Source organism: Vibrio sp. 10N.247.311.49 (assembly GCF_041467655.1).
Lineage (GTDB): Bacteria > Pseudomonadota > Gammaproteobacteria > Enterobacterales > Vibrionaceae > Vibrio > Vibrio crassostreae_C.
The window spans coordinates 1-15,047 of the sequence record NZ_JBFSVA010000013.1 but is presented as its reverse complement, the minus strand read 5'-3'; the positions used below and the strand labels follow the sequence as shown (position 1 = coordinate 15,047).

Below are 15,047 nucleotides of genomic sequence, written 5' to 3'. Positions count from 1 at the left end.
AATTAACCCCAAGTATAAGTAAATAGCTTGGGGTCTCGTGCCAAATTAAAGCCCCGGAATTTTACTCTTATTCCGGTGCAATGCAAGGGCTTTAGCTATTTTTTCACCAACATAGCTGCCGTACACTTTCTGTGACACGGCTAACACTATGAAAAGTAACGTAGCTAAAGCTTACATTTGTAGATTATCGACCAAACGGGTTAAAGCCACCACCCATTCCGCCCATACCTCCACCGCCGCCCATCATGCCTTGCATGTTGCGCATCATGCCTTTCATGCCACCTTTCTGCATCTTCTTCATCATCTTCTGCATTTGGGTGAACTGCTTAAGCATACGGTTTACATCTTGTACCTGTGTACCAGAACCAGCGGCAATACGCTTTTTGCGTGAGCCTTTGATTAAGTCAGGGCGTTGACGCTCTTTCATGGTCATAGAGTTGATGATCGCTTCCATCTGCTTGAACATCTTGTCATCAACTTTATCTTTAACGTTATCTGGTAGCTGAGACATGCCTGGAAGCTTATCCATCATGCCCATCATGCCGCCCATGTTTTGCATCTGACCTAGCTGTTCACGGAAGTCTTCAAGGTCAAAGCCTTTCTTCTCTTTGAACTTCTTAGCCAGTTTCTCTGCTTTCTCGGTATCAACGTTTTTCTGTAGGTCTTCAATAAGAGACAGTACGTCGCCCATACCTAAGATACGAGAAGCAACACGATCTGGGTGGAACGGTTCTAGTGCGTCAGTCTTTTCACCAACACCCAAGAATTTAATCGGCTTGCCTGTGATATGACGAACAGACAGAGCAGCACCACCACGCGCATCACCATCAACTTTCGTCAAGATAACACCGGTTAGTGGTAACGCATCACCAAAGGCTTTTGCAGTGTTCGCAGCATCTTGACCTGTCATTGCATCAACAACGAACAGTGTCTCTACTGGTTTAATTGCAGTATGAAGCTCTTTGATCTCGCCCATCATCTCTTCATCGATAGCCAAACGACCCGCAGTATCGACAAGTAGCACGTCGTAGAATTTCTTCTTCGCGTGGTCGATTGCAGCGTTTGCAATATCAAGAGGCTTTTGATCAGCTGAAGATGGGAAGAAGTCTACGCCAACATCGCTTGCTAACGTTTCAAGCTGTTTGATCGCCGCTGGACGGTAAACGTCGGCAGACACAACCAAGACTTTCTTCTTGTCACGCTCAGTTAGAAGCTTAGATAGCTTACCTACCGATGTGGTTTTACCCGCACCTTGTAGACCCGCCATTAAGATAACGGCTGGCGGCTGCGCTGCTAGGTTAAGAGCCTCGTTAGACTCACCCATCACCGCTTCAAGTTCAGCTTGAACGATCTTAATGAATTCTTGACCAGGCGTTAGAGATTTAGAAACCTCAACACCCACAGCGCCTTCTTTTACGCGCTTAACAAAATCGCGGACAACGGGCAGTGCAACGTCGGCTTCAAGTAGCGCCATACGTACTTCACGCAGCGTCTCTTTAATATTGTCTTCGGTCAGACGACCTTTACCGCTGATGTTCTTCAGCGTTTTGGATAGACGATCCGTTAAATTATCAAACATAGTTTTCTCTTCGCTCAAAACTGCGACTATTACTGTGAGTATACATTAGCGCGGATTAGAGTCATACCCGTTGTAGAGCGTTAATCATCCGTGCTTGTGATGTGAGACATTATTCACTTGGAATTGAATGAGGTTCGCCATAGCCCCAAAGAGCAATGCGAGGTATAATTCGCCAATTAGTAATCATTAAAATGGATACCATGGACAGTCTTATTGCGATCGCAGCAGCCTTTCTTTATACAATGGCGATTTCCACGATCATTCCAGGTCTCGTGCACCAAACAGGAATCCGTGTAAAAACGGTGTTTATCAGCGCATTACTTGCTCTAGCTTTCCATGCTTGGTTGCTTGACGATTTGATTTTTAATGCCAGTGGCCAAAACCTCAGTATCTTGAACGTTGCTTCATTAATCAGTTTAATCATATCTGTGGTAATGAGCGGTGCAATGCTCAAAACCCGTCTGTGGTTTATCTTACCCGTCGTCTATAGCTTCGCTGCGCTGAACTTGATGGCTGCCACTTTTCTTCCAAGCACCTTCATCAAACATCTAGAGAATGACCCAAAACTGCTCGTGCACATCTCTTTGGCTCTATTCTCATACGCAACGTTAACTATCGGTGCGCTATACGCCCTGCAACTTGCGTGGCTAGATCACAAACTTAAAAAGAAAAAAGCCTTAGTGATAAACCCTAACCTACCTCCTTTAATGATGGTGGAAAGACAGCTTTTCAAGATCATTTTGATTGGTAATGGCTTATTAACAGGTACCTTGTTAACGGGTCTCATCTTCGTGCAAGATATGTTTGCTCAAGGAAAGGCACACAAGGCTGTGTTGTCTTTTATCGCTTGGGTTATCTACTCCATCCTTCTGTGGGGTCACTATCAGAAAGGTTGGCGTGGACAGAAAGTCACTTGGTTCGCACTGGCCGGCGCCAGCATGCTCACATTAGCCTACTTCGGTAGCCGCTTCGTCCAGGAAATCATCCTGAACTAGTCTGTAAAATAAAGGCAAGGTCTCACATACCTTGCCTTTAAAATATTGAGTGCAATACATTCAATTGACATCTCGACCATGTTCGGTCATAAATTAATCAAGATACACAAATAGGAAAAGAATAGTTTTGGACGACATATCAACGGGTATCTTATTTGCGCTACTCGCGTGTCTCATTGTAATTTCTGGTTATTTCTCTGGTTCCGAAACGGGCATGATGTCCCTGAACCGCTACCGTTTAAAGCACTTGGCCAATACGGGTCATAAAGGTGCCAAACGTGTAGAAAAACTTCTGAACCGCCCAGACAGATTGATTGGCCTCATCCTCATCGGCAACAATCTCGTCAACATTCTTGCATCTGCGATCGCTACTATTCTTGGTATGCGCATCTACGGGGATATCGGTGTGGCTATCGCTACTGGTACCCTGACTCTCGTGATCCTAGTATTCGCCGAGGTAACCCCAAAGACCATCGCTTCTCTATTTCCTGAACGTGTCTCTTACGCGAGTAGTATCCTTTTGATGATACTGATGAAGGTGCTATCACCATTGGTGATCTTAGTGAACTTCATTACCAACGGCTTCATTCGTATCTTAGGCGTTAAAGCCAGCCATGATGCAACCGACCACTTGAGCTCCGAAGAGCTTAGAACCGTGGTAAATGAAGCCGGTAGCTTAATCCCTCAACGTCACCAAGATATGTTGGTGTCTATTCTGGATTTAGAGCACGTCACCGTGAACGACATCATGGTGCCGCGTAATGAGATTACTGGTATCGACATCAATGACGACTGGAAATCGATCGTTCGTCAACTTACCCACTCGCCTCATGGTCGCGTAGTGCTGTACCGTGACCAAATAGATGAAGTGGTCGGCATGCTTAGGCTGCGTGAAGCTTACCGTCTGATGCTTGAAAAGAACGAATTCAATAAAGAAACCCTGTTGCGTGCCGCGGATGAGATCTACTTTATTCCTGAAGCGACACCACTCAATATTCAACTGCTTAAGTTTCAACGCAATAAGCAGCGCATCGGTTTGATTGTTGATGAGTATGGCGACATCAATGGTTTGGTTACATTAGAAGATATTCTAGAAGAGATCGTAGGTGAGTTTACCACCTCAATCACCCCAAGCTTATCTGAAGAGATTACTCCGCAAAGCGATGGCAGCTTCTTGATTGAAGGCAGTGCCAATATCCGAGATATCAACAAAGGCTTACAGTGGGCACTGCCTACCGATGGCCCAAGAACGCTGAATGGTTTGATACTGGAACATCTTGAAGATATTCCTGAGAGTCACCTGAGTGTTCAGGTTGCCAGCCACCCAATGGAAATTGTTGAGCTTGAAGAGAACCGCATCAAACTGGTTCGCGTGTTCCCACAGATTGTGAACGGCTAACTGAGTTATCACTGAAGCTCACATAAACAAAAGACCCGGTTCATTGAACCGGGCCTTTTAGTATCTAACTCGCCCTATCTAGGGTAGCTATCAATGACTAGTCGATCTTAAGCTCTTGCAGCATAGACTCTGGCAGTGCCAGTTCATCATTCTTGTTTACAGAGATGCCTGCAGCGATGATCGCATTCGCGATCTCTTTCGCTTCATCCAAAGAGTGCATTGCCGCGGTACCACATTGGTATTCGTTCAGCTCAGGGATCTTATTCTGGTTCTCAACTTTCAGTACGTCTTGCATCGCTGCCAACCAACCGTCAGCCACTTGTTGTTCTGTAGGCGTACCAATCAGGCTCATGTAGAAACCAGTGCGACAGCCCATCGGTGAGATATCGATGATCTCTACATCTGAACCGTTCAATTGATTACGCATGAAACCAGCATATAGGTGCTCTAGAGTATGGATACCTTTCTCAGATAGGATGTCTTTGTTTGGCGCAGTAAAACGCAGGTCAAACACAGTGATGGTATCCCCTTTTGGGGTTTGCATTGTTTTAGCAACACGAACGGCAGGTGCGTTCATGCGTGTGTGATCAACAGTGAAACTATCTAATAAAGGCATTGCTCTTCTCCATGACGGCTGGCTTTAGAAAAACCAGCTTCGATTGTCTTCTAGTTCTTTGCGGCACTGTTTCAGCTGCCATCCATAATCTTTTGCTTGCTGTTCGACTTTGCGCGCCACCTTAATTAGCGATGGCTTGCTGTTGTATGACTTACGCTTATAACCACCACGGCCTTCATGATAAGCCAGGTATTGGTTATATGGGTCCCATAGTGAGATGCCCAATTGACGACGCGTCTCGCTGGTATACCAACCGATGAACATCAATGCATCATCAAAGTTGGTTCTTGAACCACCGTTATTGGTCGCCTTTTGGAAGTCTTCCCAAGCAGGATCTTGAGCTTGTGCATAACCGTAGGCACTGCTTACACGCCCCCACGGTATAAAGCCAAGAATGTAATCTTTAGGTGGGCGCGCATCATGACGATAGCTACTCTCTTGTTTCACAAAAGCCATCGCAACGTTAATCGGCGTTCCCCATTCTTCTTGCATATCCAAGGCATCTTCATACCATGAAGGGTGCTCTCGAAAGATGCTACACAAATTATCTTGCTGCTTTGGCGGTGGCGTTGCACATCCAACCAACAGGCTAGAGACAACACCAACAGTCACTACAGGTAACCATTTACTACTCACTCGAGTAGGCTGACCTAATAAGGCTTGCTTCCTTTCCACCAAAGTCTCGCTATGCTTTTAAATACGAAAAATAATCCGCTAAGAAGCTATCAAAATCTTGAGTGCTTGCTTCTTCACTTTGTTGCTGAGCAATCACAGAACGTTGAACTTCTGCTTCCATCAACTCAGCTGAATATACTTTGTATTGGTGCGCTTTGTGTTGCTGAGCGTACGTTTTACCTAACGCGCAACCCACTTTACCTAAGCCGCCCAATTTTTTGGTCTCTTCTAGCAACTGGCCAGAAATAGTTAGCTCAGGGTTATCAATCCAAGCCTCAAGCGTATCGCATGTTTCTTGGTATGCACGACCACCTTGTTCAGCGTCCATCATCTCGGCAATAGAGCGCAGATCTTTGAAGACACGCTTCGCCCAATCTTGCAGAGACAATCGCTCACCATGACAACCGATTTGCAGCTCTAGACCAACCTGACGACCTTGTAGGATCACCTTGTTCCAGTTATCGCGCCAGCATTCAAGCTCGCAGTTATCCATCTCAGCAGAGTCCGTTAGCACACTCCACGTTAGGAATAAGTCTAGGAAGCGAACCTGCTGCTCATTGATACCAATTGAGCTGAATGGGTTTACATCTAAAGAACGAACCTCAATGTACTCAACACCACCGCGTGCCAATGCTTCAGATGGTTTCTCACCACTCTTCGCGACACGCTTAGGGCGGATTGGAGCGTAAAGCTCATTTTCAATTTGCAGTACGTTGCTATTCAACTGACGGTATTCACCATCAACCTTAGTGCCAATCTCGGCAAATTCTTCTGATGGTGTGCGAATCGCTTGATTCAAACCTTCAAGGTATTGGTCTAGGCTGTTGAAACCAATCTTCAACACACTTTGCGCACTGTTCGTGTAGCCAAGGTCGCTCAGGCGCAGCGCCGTTGCTTTTGGCAGATACAATGTCTCACCAACCTTTTCAAAAGGTAGGTTTGTTTCTCTTCCTTTGATGAAAGAAGAACATAGCGCAGGTGAAGCACCGAAGAAGTATGGGATTAACCAACCAAAGCGGTAGTAGTTACGAATCAAACCAAAGTAAGCATCTGACTTAGATTCACAACGCGCTTCTTCAGTTTGCTCTCCAAACAGGCTATCCCAAAAGCTTTCTGGGAAAGAGAAGTTGAAGTGAACACCAGAGATAATCTGCATCAGGCTACCGTAACGACGTTTTAGGCCTTCACGATATAGGGTCTTCATCTTACCGTTATTCGAGGTGCCGTATTGCGCTAGCTGAATGTAATCTTCACTGCCAACGTAACAAGGCATAGAAAGCGGCCATAGTTTTTCGCCGTCTAACTTGGTTTGCGTGAAGTGGTGGATATCAGACAACTGATTCAAAAGCGTCGGAACGTCGTTAGAAACAGGCGTGATAAATTCCAGTAGCGACTCAGAGAAATCGGTCGTTACCCATTCGTTCATCAACGCAGATCCCAAAGCCTCAGGGTGCGGCCCAGTAGCAAGGTGCCCATCTTCCGTGTAGCGTAATGTTTCCCTTTCAACACCACGACCAAATTGAGAGAAGGTCTTAGGGTTGGTTGCAACTTGCTTTAGTCGCGCAGCAAAATCAGTCAAAATTCAGTTCACTTATCTTATATTGTTCTGATTAGAACTATCATAAATTAGGTTGGAGGAGAAAAGTAGAGTCTCTTCCCTCCCCCTTTAATGTGTACTCTAACGAATGATTTCAAGCTCTTCTATTGGAATATCTAACTTTTCTAATTGCGGGCGAAGCGAAGTCGCGTCACCAACAACGATTATTTGATAATCATTCGGGTCAAACCATTTCTTAGATAGCTCGTTTAAGGTCTCTTTTGAAACCGTTTCAACTATCTGATTACGCTGTTGTAGGTAATCTTCATCAAGGCTCAATGCAACAATATTACTCAACAACCCCGCCTTTTGACTTGGCGTTTCGTATTTAAGTGCATCTTGTTGACCGACGGCAAGGCGCATAAATTTCACCTCTTCGTCAGTTAATCCACTTTGGCTAAACTCATTCAGCTCATTAATAAACTCTTGAATCGATGGAACCGTCGCATTCGCCCTTACCTGCGCGCTAAATACCACTGCGCCAGTTTCACGAGTACTTGCGAAGTAACCGCTTGCACCGTAAGTGTAGGCTTTGTCTTCACGTAGGTTCTGGTTGATACGGCTATTGAAGTTGCCCGCTAAGTTAAAGTTAGCTAACTGGCTCAAATACAATTCACCCGTTGCATCAAACGGCAGGCCTTTACGAACCAAGCGAACAATGCTTTGCGGCGCACCCGGTTTATCGACTAAGTACAGGTGCTGACCAGAAAGCTCTTTGACGATCTGTGGACGCGTTAATGGTGCCGCATCGCCTTGCCACTCTTCAAAGAATTGTAGCTGTTTCCCTACCTCTTTCTTCGAGATGTCTCCCACAACAACAATATTGGCACCTTCTGGTGTGTAATGTTGCGCATAGAATTTTTTCACATCGTCTAAGGTCAATTTCGATAGAGATTCCTTAGTACCATCACTTGCACGAGCAAAAACAGTGTCACCAAACAGCACTTCACGGGTTGCTTGAGAAGCCATCCAACTTGGCTGCTGATGCTGATACACAACGCCTTCTAGCATCTGTTTCTTAACGCGCTCAAAATCTTGCTCATCGAACTTAGGATCGAATAGAACCTCTTGCACAATCGCTAAGGTTTGAGGCAAGTTTTTCTCTAGCGTCGAGACTGAAATATCTGTGGTGTAGCTGCCCGCACTAATGCTCACGCTGCTACCAAGTTTATCTAAGGTCGCTTGTAACTCTTCAACGGTTCGTTTAGTTGAGCCTTCTTCCATCATCGAAGCCGTTAGGTTCGCTAGGCCTTCTTGCCCTTTGCGAACATAGCGTTCGCCTGCAGGCAATTGAATTTGCAGCTGTACTGTCGGCGTTTCACTGGTCACGGTACCAATTAAGTCAGTGCCATTTGCAAAGTGCATGCGGTACAACTCAGGCATGGTCGCCTCAACACCAAAGTTCACTTCTGGCATCACACTGCGATCAAAGGTATCCGGTGCCTTTCTGAAATCCAGTTGATCTTCCGTCACCTTGCTGTATTCCGGCAACGTACGTGGTGGCGTGGTAAAGGTCGCTTCACGAACCGCCAAATCGAGCTTTTTCTTAGGAACCACACTCAAGGTAACCTTGTGCTTACCTTCGATGAAATCTTGGTATGCCTTGCTCACGCTCTCAGGCGTCACCGCTCGGATTTGATCGAGTTGTGATTCAATGCGATCAGGCTGACCATAGAAGGTTTGGTTCGACGCGAGTTGCGACACCTTACCTTTAACGCTTTGCAATGCAAAAACAGCATTCGCTTCGGCCATGCCAGTGATCTGGTCTAAACGCTCTTGCTCAACGCCCTCTTTCGAGAATTGCTCCAGGGTATCCATCAGCTCTTTATTGAGAACCGTCAAATCGCCTTTTTCACCTGAGTTGCCCATTGCATACACGTACATGGTACACGCCAACTCAGCACAATCATGGAAAGAGCCAGCGCTGACGGCCTTCTGCGTTTTTACGAGGTTTTGATATAGGTAACTGTTGGTACCTGAACCTAACACGTTAGACAATGCATTCAGTGAAGCTTGCGTCTCTTCACCGCGATACGTTGTTGGCCACCCCACCAGCACCATCGGCTGACGAATATTGTCTTCTAAGGTGATGTATTTATCTTCTGTTAGAACAGCAGGTTGCTTCTCTGCCGCCTTCACTTCAGGGCCTTGAGGAATTGAACCAAAGTACTTGTTAACCCATTCTAGCGTGTCATCAACGTCGATATCACCACCAATCGTTAACACGGCATTGTTTGGGCCGTACCAACGCAGGAAGAACGCTTTAAGATCATTCACGTCAACACGGTCAAGATCTTCAACATAGCCGATTGGTTGCCAAGAGTAAGGGTGACCTTCAGGGTAAAGCGCTTCGCCCATGCGTTCCCACATCAAGCCGTAAGGACGATTTTCGTAGCTCTGCGCTCGCTCGTTCTTGACCGTGCCTCTTTGAACCTCAAATTTCTTCTGAGAAACAGCATCCAACAAGAAGCCCATTCGGTCTGATTCTAACCACAACATTTTCTCAAGTTGGTTAGAAGGAACAGTTTCAAAATAGTTGGTGCGGTCACGGTTGGTCGTGCCGTTTAACGAACCACCCGCTTCGGTAATGATCTTAAAGTGCTGTTGGTCACCAACGTTCTCTGAACCCTGGAACATCATGTGCTCAAAGAAGTGAGCAAATCCCGACTTGCCTATCTCTTCACGTGCTGAACCGACGTGATAAGTTACATCAACATGCACCAACGGATCGGAATCATCAGGGGAAAGAATAACTGTCAGACCGTTTTCAAGCTGATACTTGGTGTAAGGAATCACTACTTTATCTTTAGAGGGCTTAACCTCTTCTAACAGAGTGACACCTTCAGGTAACGAGGAAAAGAAGGGCGTTGAGCTAGGTACATTGTAAGAACAGCCAGCAATGGCGATAAGAGAAAATGTACCAAGTAAAACCTTTTTCATAGGTTCTCCTTAGAAAAAACCGAAGTAGATAGCAGCAAGTAAGCTATAGCGAGCGGCTTTGCCAATCGCTATCAAAATAACGCTAGGGATGAATTTCATTCTTAGCCAACCCGCAGCGAGACACAAAGGGTCACCAATGATCGGTAACCAACTAAATAACAGTGTCCAGTAGCCATAGCGACTCAGCCAAGCCATAGCCTTATGACCATGCTTTTCAGATTGAGTTCGATTAGGCAACCACAAACCAATCCAATAGTTAGTCAGGCCGCCTAAGGTATTGCCTAATGTCGCCACCAGAATGATCGATGAGGTTGAAAACTGATCTAAGCTCAATGCAGCCACAAGGCTAGCTTCTGAACCACCGGGTAGTAACGTGGCACTCAAGAAGCCACTGATGAAGAGTACCCACAGCGCCGAGTCCGAGAACCACAGCGCGATATTTTCAAAAAGGGAGTTAAAAAATTCTAACACTGCCTATCAACTTTCTTGCATTTTAAGTAGCACCTTGCCTCTGGTGTGTCCGGTTTCAACCTGCAGGTGCGCCGACTGCGCCTCGTCTAACTGGTAGATACCTTGAATTTCTGTTTTGAGCAATCCGACACTGACCATGTAAAGCATGGTGTCCATTTGCTCAGGGTTTGGTTCAACCAGCATGCCTGATGCAGTAAAACCTAATAGTGTTGCTTTCTCACAGATAAGTTCTGCAGATAGAGTCGGTACTGTCACTACTCGCGCGCCATCTTTTAGGCACTTCAATGCATCAAGCGCGGTATCGCCACCGACCAAATCAATCAACACATCGACATCAGATACTCTTTCTGATGCTGGCGCAAACTTATAGTTAATCGCGTGAGCACCTAGCGTCGCAAGGTAATCAAGATTGGCTTCGCTGCAGGTTGTGTAAACCTCAGCTTTTGCTGCCACTGCAATTTGAACCGCAAGGTGACCAACGCCGCCCGCGCCCGCTAAAATAAGCACGCGGTCGCCTTCTTTCACTTCGGCTTTGTTGAGCGCTTGTGCCGCTGTTTGACTCGCAAGTGGTAATGCAGCTGCCGCTTCTAGAGTGACAGAATCAGGAACCATACTTAATGCAGCTTCTGGAACACACACATATTGGCTGTAACCGCCACCTTGCAGTGGAAAACCAATAAAGCCAGCCACGTTATCACCAACAGTAAAGCGTTCAGCCTGTTCGCCTAGCGAGACAATTTGCCCTGAAATATCGTAGCCAGGCACCCAAGGCAGGTTATCTTTGTTTTGTGCTGCCGCCCAACCAAGACCCGCTCGGGTTTTGACATCAATCGGATTAATGCCTGAAAAGGAAACTTTAACCACCACTTCTCCAGCCTTAGGCTCAGGGATCGCACTGGTTTGAATACTTAGGTTTTCGACGCCGCCGAATTGAGTAATCGCAATCTGTTTATTTTCCATTCCACATTTCCTTGATTGATAAAAGCCCTAGTGAGCAAGCACCCTAATTAATAAAAAGAAAGGGATGCGAAAGCATCCCTTTGACTATAAACCATTTAATAAGGCTAAGTTAACCGCTCATTCGTAAATTGACGACCAATTAACGTAACGATACATGACCCAGCAAATCCACTAGCCCACGAGAGCTAATAGAATGCCCGCCGCAACCGCACTACCAAGTACACCGGCTACGTTCGGACCCATTGCATGCATCAATAAGAAGTTCTGAGGGTTTGCCTCAAGACCAACCTTGTTCACAACACGTGCCGCCATTGGAACCGCCGATACGCCAGCTGCGCCAATCAGTGGGTTGATGTCCTCTTTCGAGAATCGGTTCAACACCTTAGCCATCAATACACCACCCGCCGTACCGATACTGAACGCGACCGCACCTAAACCTAGAATACCCAGTGTTTCTAAGTTCAAGAACGTATCCGCTTGAAGCTTAGAACCAACCCCTAGACCTAGGAAAATAGTTACAACGTTAATCAGTTCGTTTTGAGCTGTTTTTGAAAGGCGATCAACCACACCCGCTTCACGCATTAAGTTACCCAAACAGAACATACCAACTAGAGGTGTTGCTGAAGGTAGGAACAAAATCGTCATCAGTAGTACAGCAAGCGGGAAAAGAATCTTCTCGGCTTTGCTAACGTGACGAAGTTGAGCCATCTTAATTTTGCGCTCTTCAGGAGACGTTAACGCTTTCATGATTGGTGGCTGAATGATAGGAACCAAAGCCATGTAGCTATAAGCCGCTACTGCAATGGCACCTAAAAGATCCGGAGATAACTTGCTTGCCAAGAAGATCGCAGTTGGGCCATCGGCACCACCAATGATCGCAATTGACGAAGCATCGGCCATCGAGAACTCCATTCCTGGAACGTAGTTCAGCAAGATCGCGCCAAATAGCGTCGCGAAGATACCAAACTGAGCCGCAGCCCCTAGCCACAACGTTTTAGGGTTCGCAATCAACGCACCGAAGTCCGTCATCGCACCAACACCCATAAAGATCAGCAGTGGGAAAATACCTGTCTCAATACCAATGTAGTAGACGTAGTAGAGCAAACCACCTGGATCAGTAAACCCAGCATTTGGAATGTTTGCTAATACAGCACCAAAACCAATAGGCAGTAGAAGTAACGGTTCAAATCCTTTACGAATTGCCAAGAACAACAGTAAGCAACCAACCAGCATCATACAGATCTGGCCGAACTCAAAGTTCGCAATCCCTGTTTCAGACCATAAGGTCATCAATCCTTCCATGGTACTCCCTTACGCTAAGCTTAGTAGTGGAGCGCCTACAGTAACTGCATCGCCTTCTTTAACATTCAATTCTTGAACGATACCACCACGAGCAGCACGAACTTCCGTTTCCATCTTCATCGCTTCTAGGATTAGTAGAACGTCGCCTTCAGAAACCTCAGTACCCGCCTGAACGTTTACTTTAAAGATGTTACCCGCCAATGGAGCTGGAACCGCTTCAGCGTCAGACGCTGCTACTGGTGCAGCCTGAGTAGGTTTTGCAGATGGCGCCACCGATGTCAGTTCACCTTGTGGGCCAACTTCAACATCGTAAACTTGACCATCAACCTTCACGCTGTAGCTTTCAATACCACCAGAAGCTTGTACAGGAGCTGCAGCAACTGGAGCTGCAACTTCTAGCGTTGGTGCTGGTTCAAATGCTTCAGGGTTACGACGGTTCTTAAGGAACTTAAGGCCCACTTGTGGGAAGAGCGCGTAAGTCAGTACGTCATCAACCGTATCTTCAGCTAGAGAGATACCCTCTGATTTCGCTTTCTCTAACAGATCCGTCGTTAACGTATCCATTTCAGACTTAAGTAAATCAGCAGGTCGACAAGTAATCGGCTCTGCGCCGTCTAGAACTTTCGCTTGCAGTTCAGCATCAACCTCAGCCGGAGCTTGACCGTATTCACCTTTCAGTAGACCAGCAGTCTCTTTCGTGATGCTCTTATAGCGCTCACCGGTTAAAACGTTAATAACCGCTTGAGTACCGACAATCTGAGAAGTTGGTGTTACTAAAGGAATGTAACCAAGCTCTTTACGTACGCGTGGGATCTCTTCTAGAACTTCATCCATGCGATCGGCGGCGCCTTGCTCTTTAAGCTGGCCTTCCATGTTAGTTAACATTCCGCCAGGAACTTGAGCGATTAAGATGCGAGAATCGACACCTTTTAGCTGACCTTCCCATTTCGCGTACTTTTTACGTACATCACGGAAGTAAGCCGCGATGGGTTCGATTTGGTCTAGTTTAAGATTCGTGTCGCGCTCTGTACCTTCTAACATCGCAACAACCGTTTCGGTTGGCGTATGACCGTAAGTACAGCTCATTGAAGAAATAGCGGTATCTAGAATGTCGATACCCGCTTCAACGGCTTTAACCGCTGTTGCAGTCGATAGACCAGTTGTCGCGTGGCTATGCAGTGCTAGAGGAACGTCACACGATGCTTTGATACGTGTAATCAGCTCTTCTGCTTCATACGGCTTTAATAAACCTGACATATCTTTGATACATAGTGAGTGACAACCTAGGTCCTCTAGGCGTTTGGCCAAATCAACCCAAGTATCTGAGTTGTGAACCGGACTGGTTGTGTAAGACAACGTACCTTGAGCGTGGCCACCAACGTCGATCGTTGCTTTCACTGCTTTTTCAAAGTTACGTACGTCATTCATCGCATCAAAGATACGGAATACGTCCATGCCGTTTTTATGGGCACGTTCAACAAATTTTTCTACTACATCATCCGCGTAGTGACGGTAACCCAACAGGTTTTGACCACGCAGTAGCATCTGCATTGGTGTGTTTGGCATCGCTTTTTTAAGTTCACGTAAACGCTCCCATGGATCTTCTCCAAGAAAACGGATACACGAATCAAATGTCGCGCCGCCCCAAGTCTCTAGAGACCAGTAACCGACTTTATCCAGTTCTGCCGCAATTGGCAGCATATCTTCGATACGCATACGAGTAGCAAATAGTGACTGGTGCGCGTCACGAAGTACCACATCTGTGATAGCTAGTGGTTTAGACATGCTCATAAACTCCTTTTTAATCCTTTAAATGCTACTTAGCAGTAGACGCACGGTATTGATGAACCGCGGCCGAAATTGCTGCCACTACCTGTGGACTAACAGCTGAAGGGTTTGATTGTGATTTTTGAATTTTTTTAGGTGCTGCGATCGGCTCTGGTACTTCTTCTGGTACCAGTTTTGACATCAACCGAACGAGGTAAACTAGAATAGTTAGGAAAATAAAGACAACGGACATCCCCGTTATCATTAGAGTCGCCGCATCTCCTAGCAGGCTTCCAATATTAGTCATGTTGCTTCCTTTCTTCGTCATCCTGACATACGTACAGGATTTCAGCGAATAGTGATCCCGACCCATGGATTATCTCGATTGGTAAAAGTTTGTCAATTTTGTTTAAGGTTCTGTTACGGATAACGCACACATAAGGTTAATTATTCGCCTATCAGATCACATAAATCTGTCAAATACGTCATTTTTAGATATTTAAACTGTGACTTAAACGGGGCTTTTCTGGGAATTGATATGAGAAAGGTGGAATAACAAAGAAGAAATCAAGAACTACTTTAAATACAACAAGTTAAACAACGAACAAATTTAACATTGTCGCAACAAATTTGCAGCAGACATAAAAAAAGCCTCGTATAAATGAGGCTTTTTCTAATAATGTGGCGCGCTCTGGAGGATTCGAACCTCCGACCGCCTGGTTCGTAGCCAGGTACTCTATCCAGCT

12 protein-coding genes are annotated in these 15,047 nt (G+C 46.0%); 2 read left to right on the top strand and 10 right to left on the bottom strand.

The window, feature by feature from the left end; translation table 11 throughout:
• Nucleotides 1–184: 184 nt before the first annotated feature.
• On the bottom strand, nucleotides 185–1,579 hold the full coding sequence (gene ffh, locus AB6E54_RS13850) for a signal recognition particle protein (RefSeq protein ID WP_010435884.1): 1,395 nt from the start codon (nucleotides 1,577–1,579) through the stop codon (nucleotides 185–187).
• A 200-nt stretch (nucleotides 1,580–1,779) separates the two neighbouring features.
• On the opposite strand from ffh, the gene AB6E54_RS13845 reads away from it, so the two are divergent.
• Nucleotides 1,780–2,574 (top strand): inner membrane protein YpjD, encoded by a 795-nt coding sequence (locus AB6E54_RS13845; protein WP_102331964.1) that lies wholly within the window; start codon nucleotides 1,780–1,782, stop codon nucleotides 2,572–2,574.
• Nucleotides 2,575–2,701: 127 nt separating this feature from the next.
• Nucleotides 2,702–3,973, top strand: coding sequence for an HlyC/CorC family transporter (locus AB6E54_RS13840; protein WP_017063233.1), 1,272 nt, complete (start codon nucleotides 2,702–2,704; stop codon nucleotides 3,971–3,973).
• Nucleotides 3,974–4,070: 97 nt separating this feature from the next.
• Here AB6E54_RS13840 and luxS read toward each other — a convergent pair whose 3' ends face one another.
• The 9 genes from luxS to AB6E54_RS13795 form a co-directional block, all read right to left on the bottom strand.
• Nucleotides 4,071–4,589, bottom strand: coding sequence for an S-ribosylhomocysteine lyase (gene luxS / locus AB6E54_RS13835; RefSeq protein ID WP_017056597.1), 519 nt, complete (start codon nucleotides 4,587–4,589; stop codon nucleotides 4,071–4,073).
• Nucleotides 4,590–4,613: 24 nt separating this feature from the next.
• A complete protein-coding gene (locus tag AB6E54_RS13830; RefSeq protein ID WP_017629422.1) occupies nucleotides 4,614–5,264 on the bottom strand; it encodes a hypothetical protein in 651 nt (216 codons plus the stop codon).
• A 10-nt stretch (nucleotides 5,265–5,274) separates the two neighbouring features.
• On the bottom strand, nucleotides 5,275–6,843 hold the full coding sequence (gene gshA, locus AB6E54_RS13825) for a glutamate--cysteine ligase (RefSeq protein ID WP_102331920.1): 1,569 nt from the start codon (nucleotides 6,841–6,843) through the stop codon (nucleotides 5,275–5,277).
• Nucleotides 6,844–6,942: 99 nt separating this feature from the next.
• On the bottom strand, nucleotides 6,943–9,801 hold the full coding sequence (locus AB6E54_RS13820) for a pitrilysin family protein (protein WP_017063228.1): 2,859 nt from the start codon (nucleotides 9,799–9,801) through the stop codon (nucleotides 6,943–6,945).
• A 9-nt stretch (nucleotides 9,802–9,810) separates the two neighbouring features.
• Nucleotides 9,811–10,272, bottom strand: a complete 462-nt coding sequence (locus tag AB6E54_RS13815) for a YqaA family protein (protein ID WP_017059555.1) — start codon at nucleotides 10,270–10,272, stop codon at nucleotides 9,811–9,813.
• Between the two features lie 6 nt (nucleotides 10,273–10,278).
• Complete coding sequence (locus AB6E54_RS13810) at nucleotides 10,279–11,232, bottom strand: NADP-dependent oxidoreductase (RefSeq protein WP_017065778.1); 954 nt, start codon at nucleotides 11,230–11,232, stop codon at nucleotides 10,279–10,281.
• A 171-nt stretch (nucleotides 11,233–11,403) separates the two neighbouring features.
• Nucleotides 11,404–12,534 (bottom strand): sodium ion-translocating decarboxylase subunit beta, encoded by a 1,131-nt coding sequence (locus AB6E54_RS13805; protein WP_019825842.1) that lies wholly within the window; start codon nucleotides 12,532–12,534, stop codon nucleotides 11,404–11,406.
• 9 nt (nucleotides 12,535–12,543) lie between these two features.
• Nucleotides 12,544–14,319: a sodium-extruding oxaloacetate decarboxylase subunit alpha gene (oadA, locus tag AB6E54_RS13800; protein ID WP_372106477.1), complete on the bottom strand. Its 1,776-nt coding sequence runs from the start codon at nucleotides 14,317–14,319 to the stop codon at nucleotides 12,544–12,546.
• A gap of 31 nt (nucleotides 14,320–14,350) precedes the next feature.
• Nucleotides 14,351–14,608: an oxaloacetate decarboxylase subunit gamma gene (locus tag AB6E54_RS13795; protein ID WP_004741884.1), complete on the bottom strand. Its 258-nt coding sequence runs from the start codon at nucleotides 14,606–14,608 to the stop codon at nucleotides 14,351–14,353.
• Nucleotides 14,609–15,047: the final 439 nt, after the last annotated feature.

Bases quoted from the DNA above. Each gene is read 5' to 3' on its own strand.
- AB6E54_RS13845 (WP_102331964.1), top strand. From the start codon at position 1,780: ATGGACAGTCTTATTGCGATCGCAGCAGCCTTTCTTTATACAATGGCG.
- luxS (WP_017056597.1), bottom strand. From the start codon at position 4,589: ATGCCTTTATTAGATAGTTTCACTGTTGATCACACACGCATGAACGCA.
- AB6E54_RS13820 (WP_017063228.1), bottom strand. From the start codon at position 9,801: ATGAAAAAGGTTTTACTTGGTACATTTTCTCTTATCGCCATTGCTGGC.
- AB6E54_RS13805 (WP_019825842.1), bottom strand. From the start codon at position 12,534: ATGGAAGGATTGATGACCTTATGGTCTGAAACAGGGATTGCGAACTTT.
- AB6E54_RS13810 (WP_017065778.1), bottom strand. From the start codon at position 11,232: ATGGAAAATAAACAGATTGCGATTACTCAATTCGGCGGCGTCGAAAAC.
- oadA (WP_372106477.1), bottom strand. From the start codon at position 14,319: ATGTCTAAACCACTAGCTATCACAGATGTGGTACTTCGTGACGCGCAC.
- AB6E54_RS13795 (WP_004741884.1), bottom strand. From the start codon at position 14,608: ATGACTAATATTGGAAGCCTGCTAGGAGATGCGGCGACTCTAATGATA.
- ffh (WP_010435884.1), bottom strand. From the start codon at position 1,579: ATGTTTGATAATTTAACGGATCGTCTATCCAAAACGCTGAAGAACATC.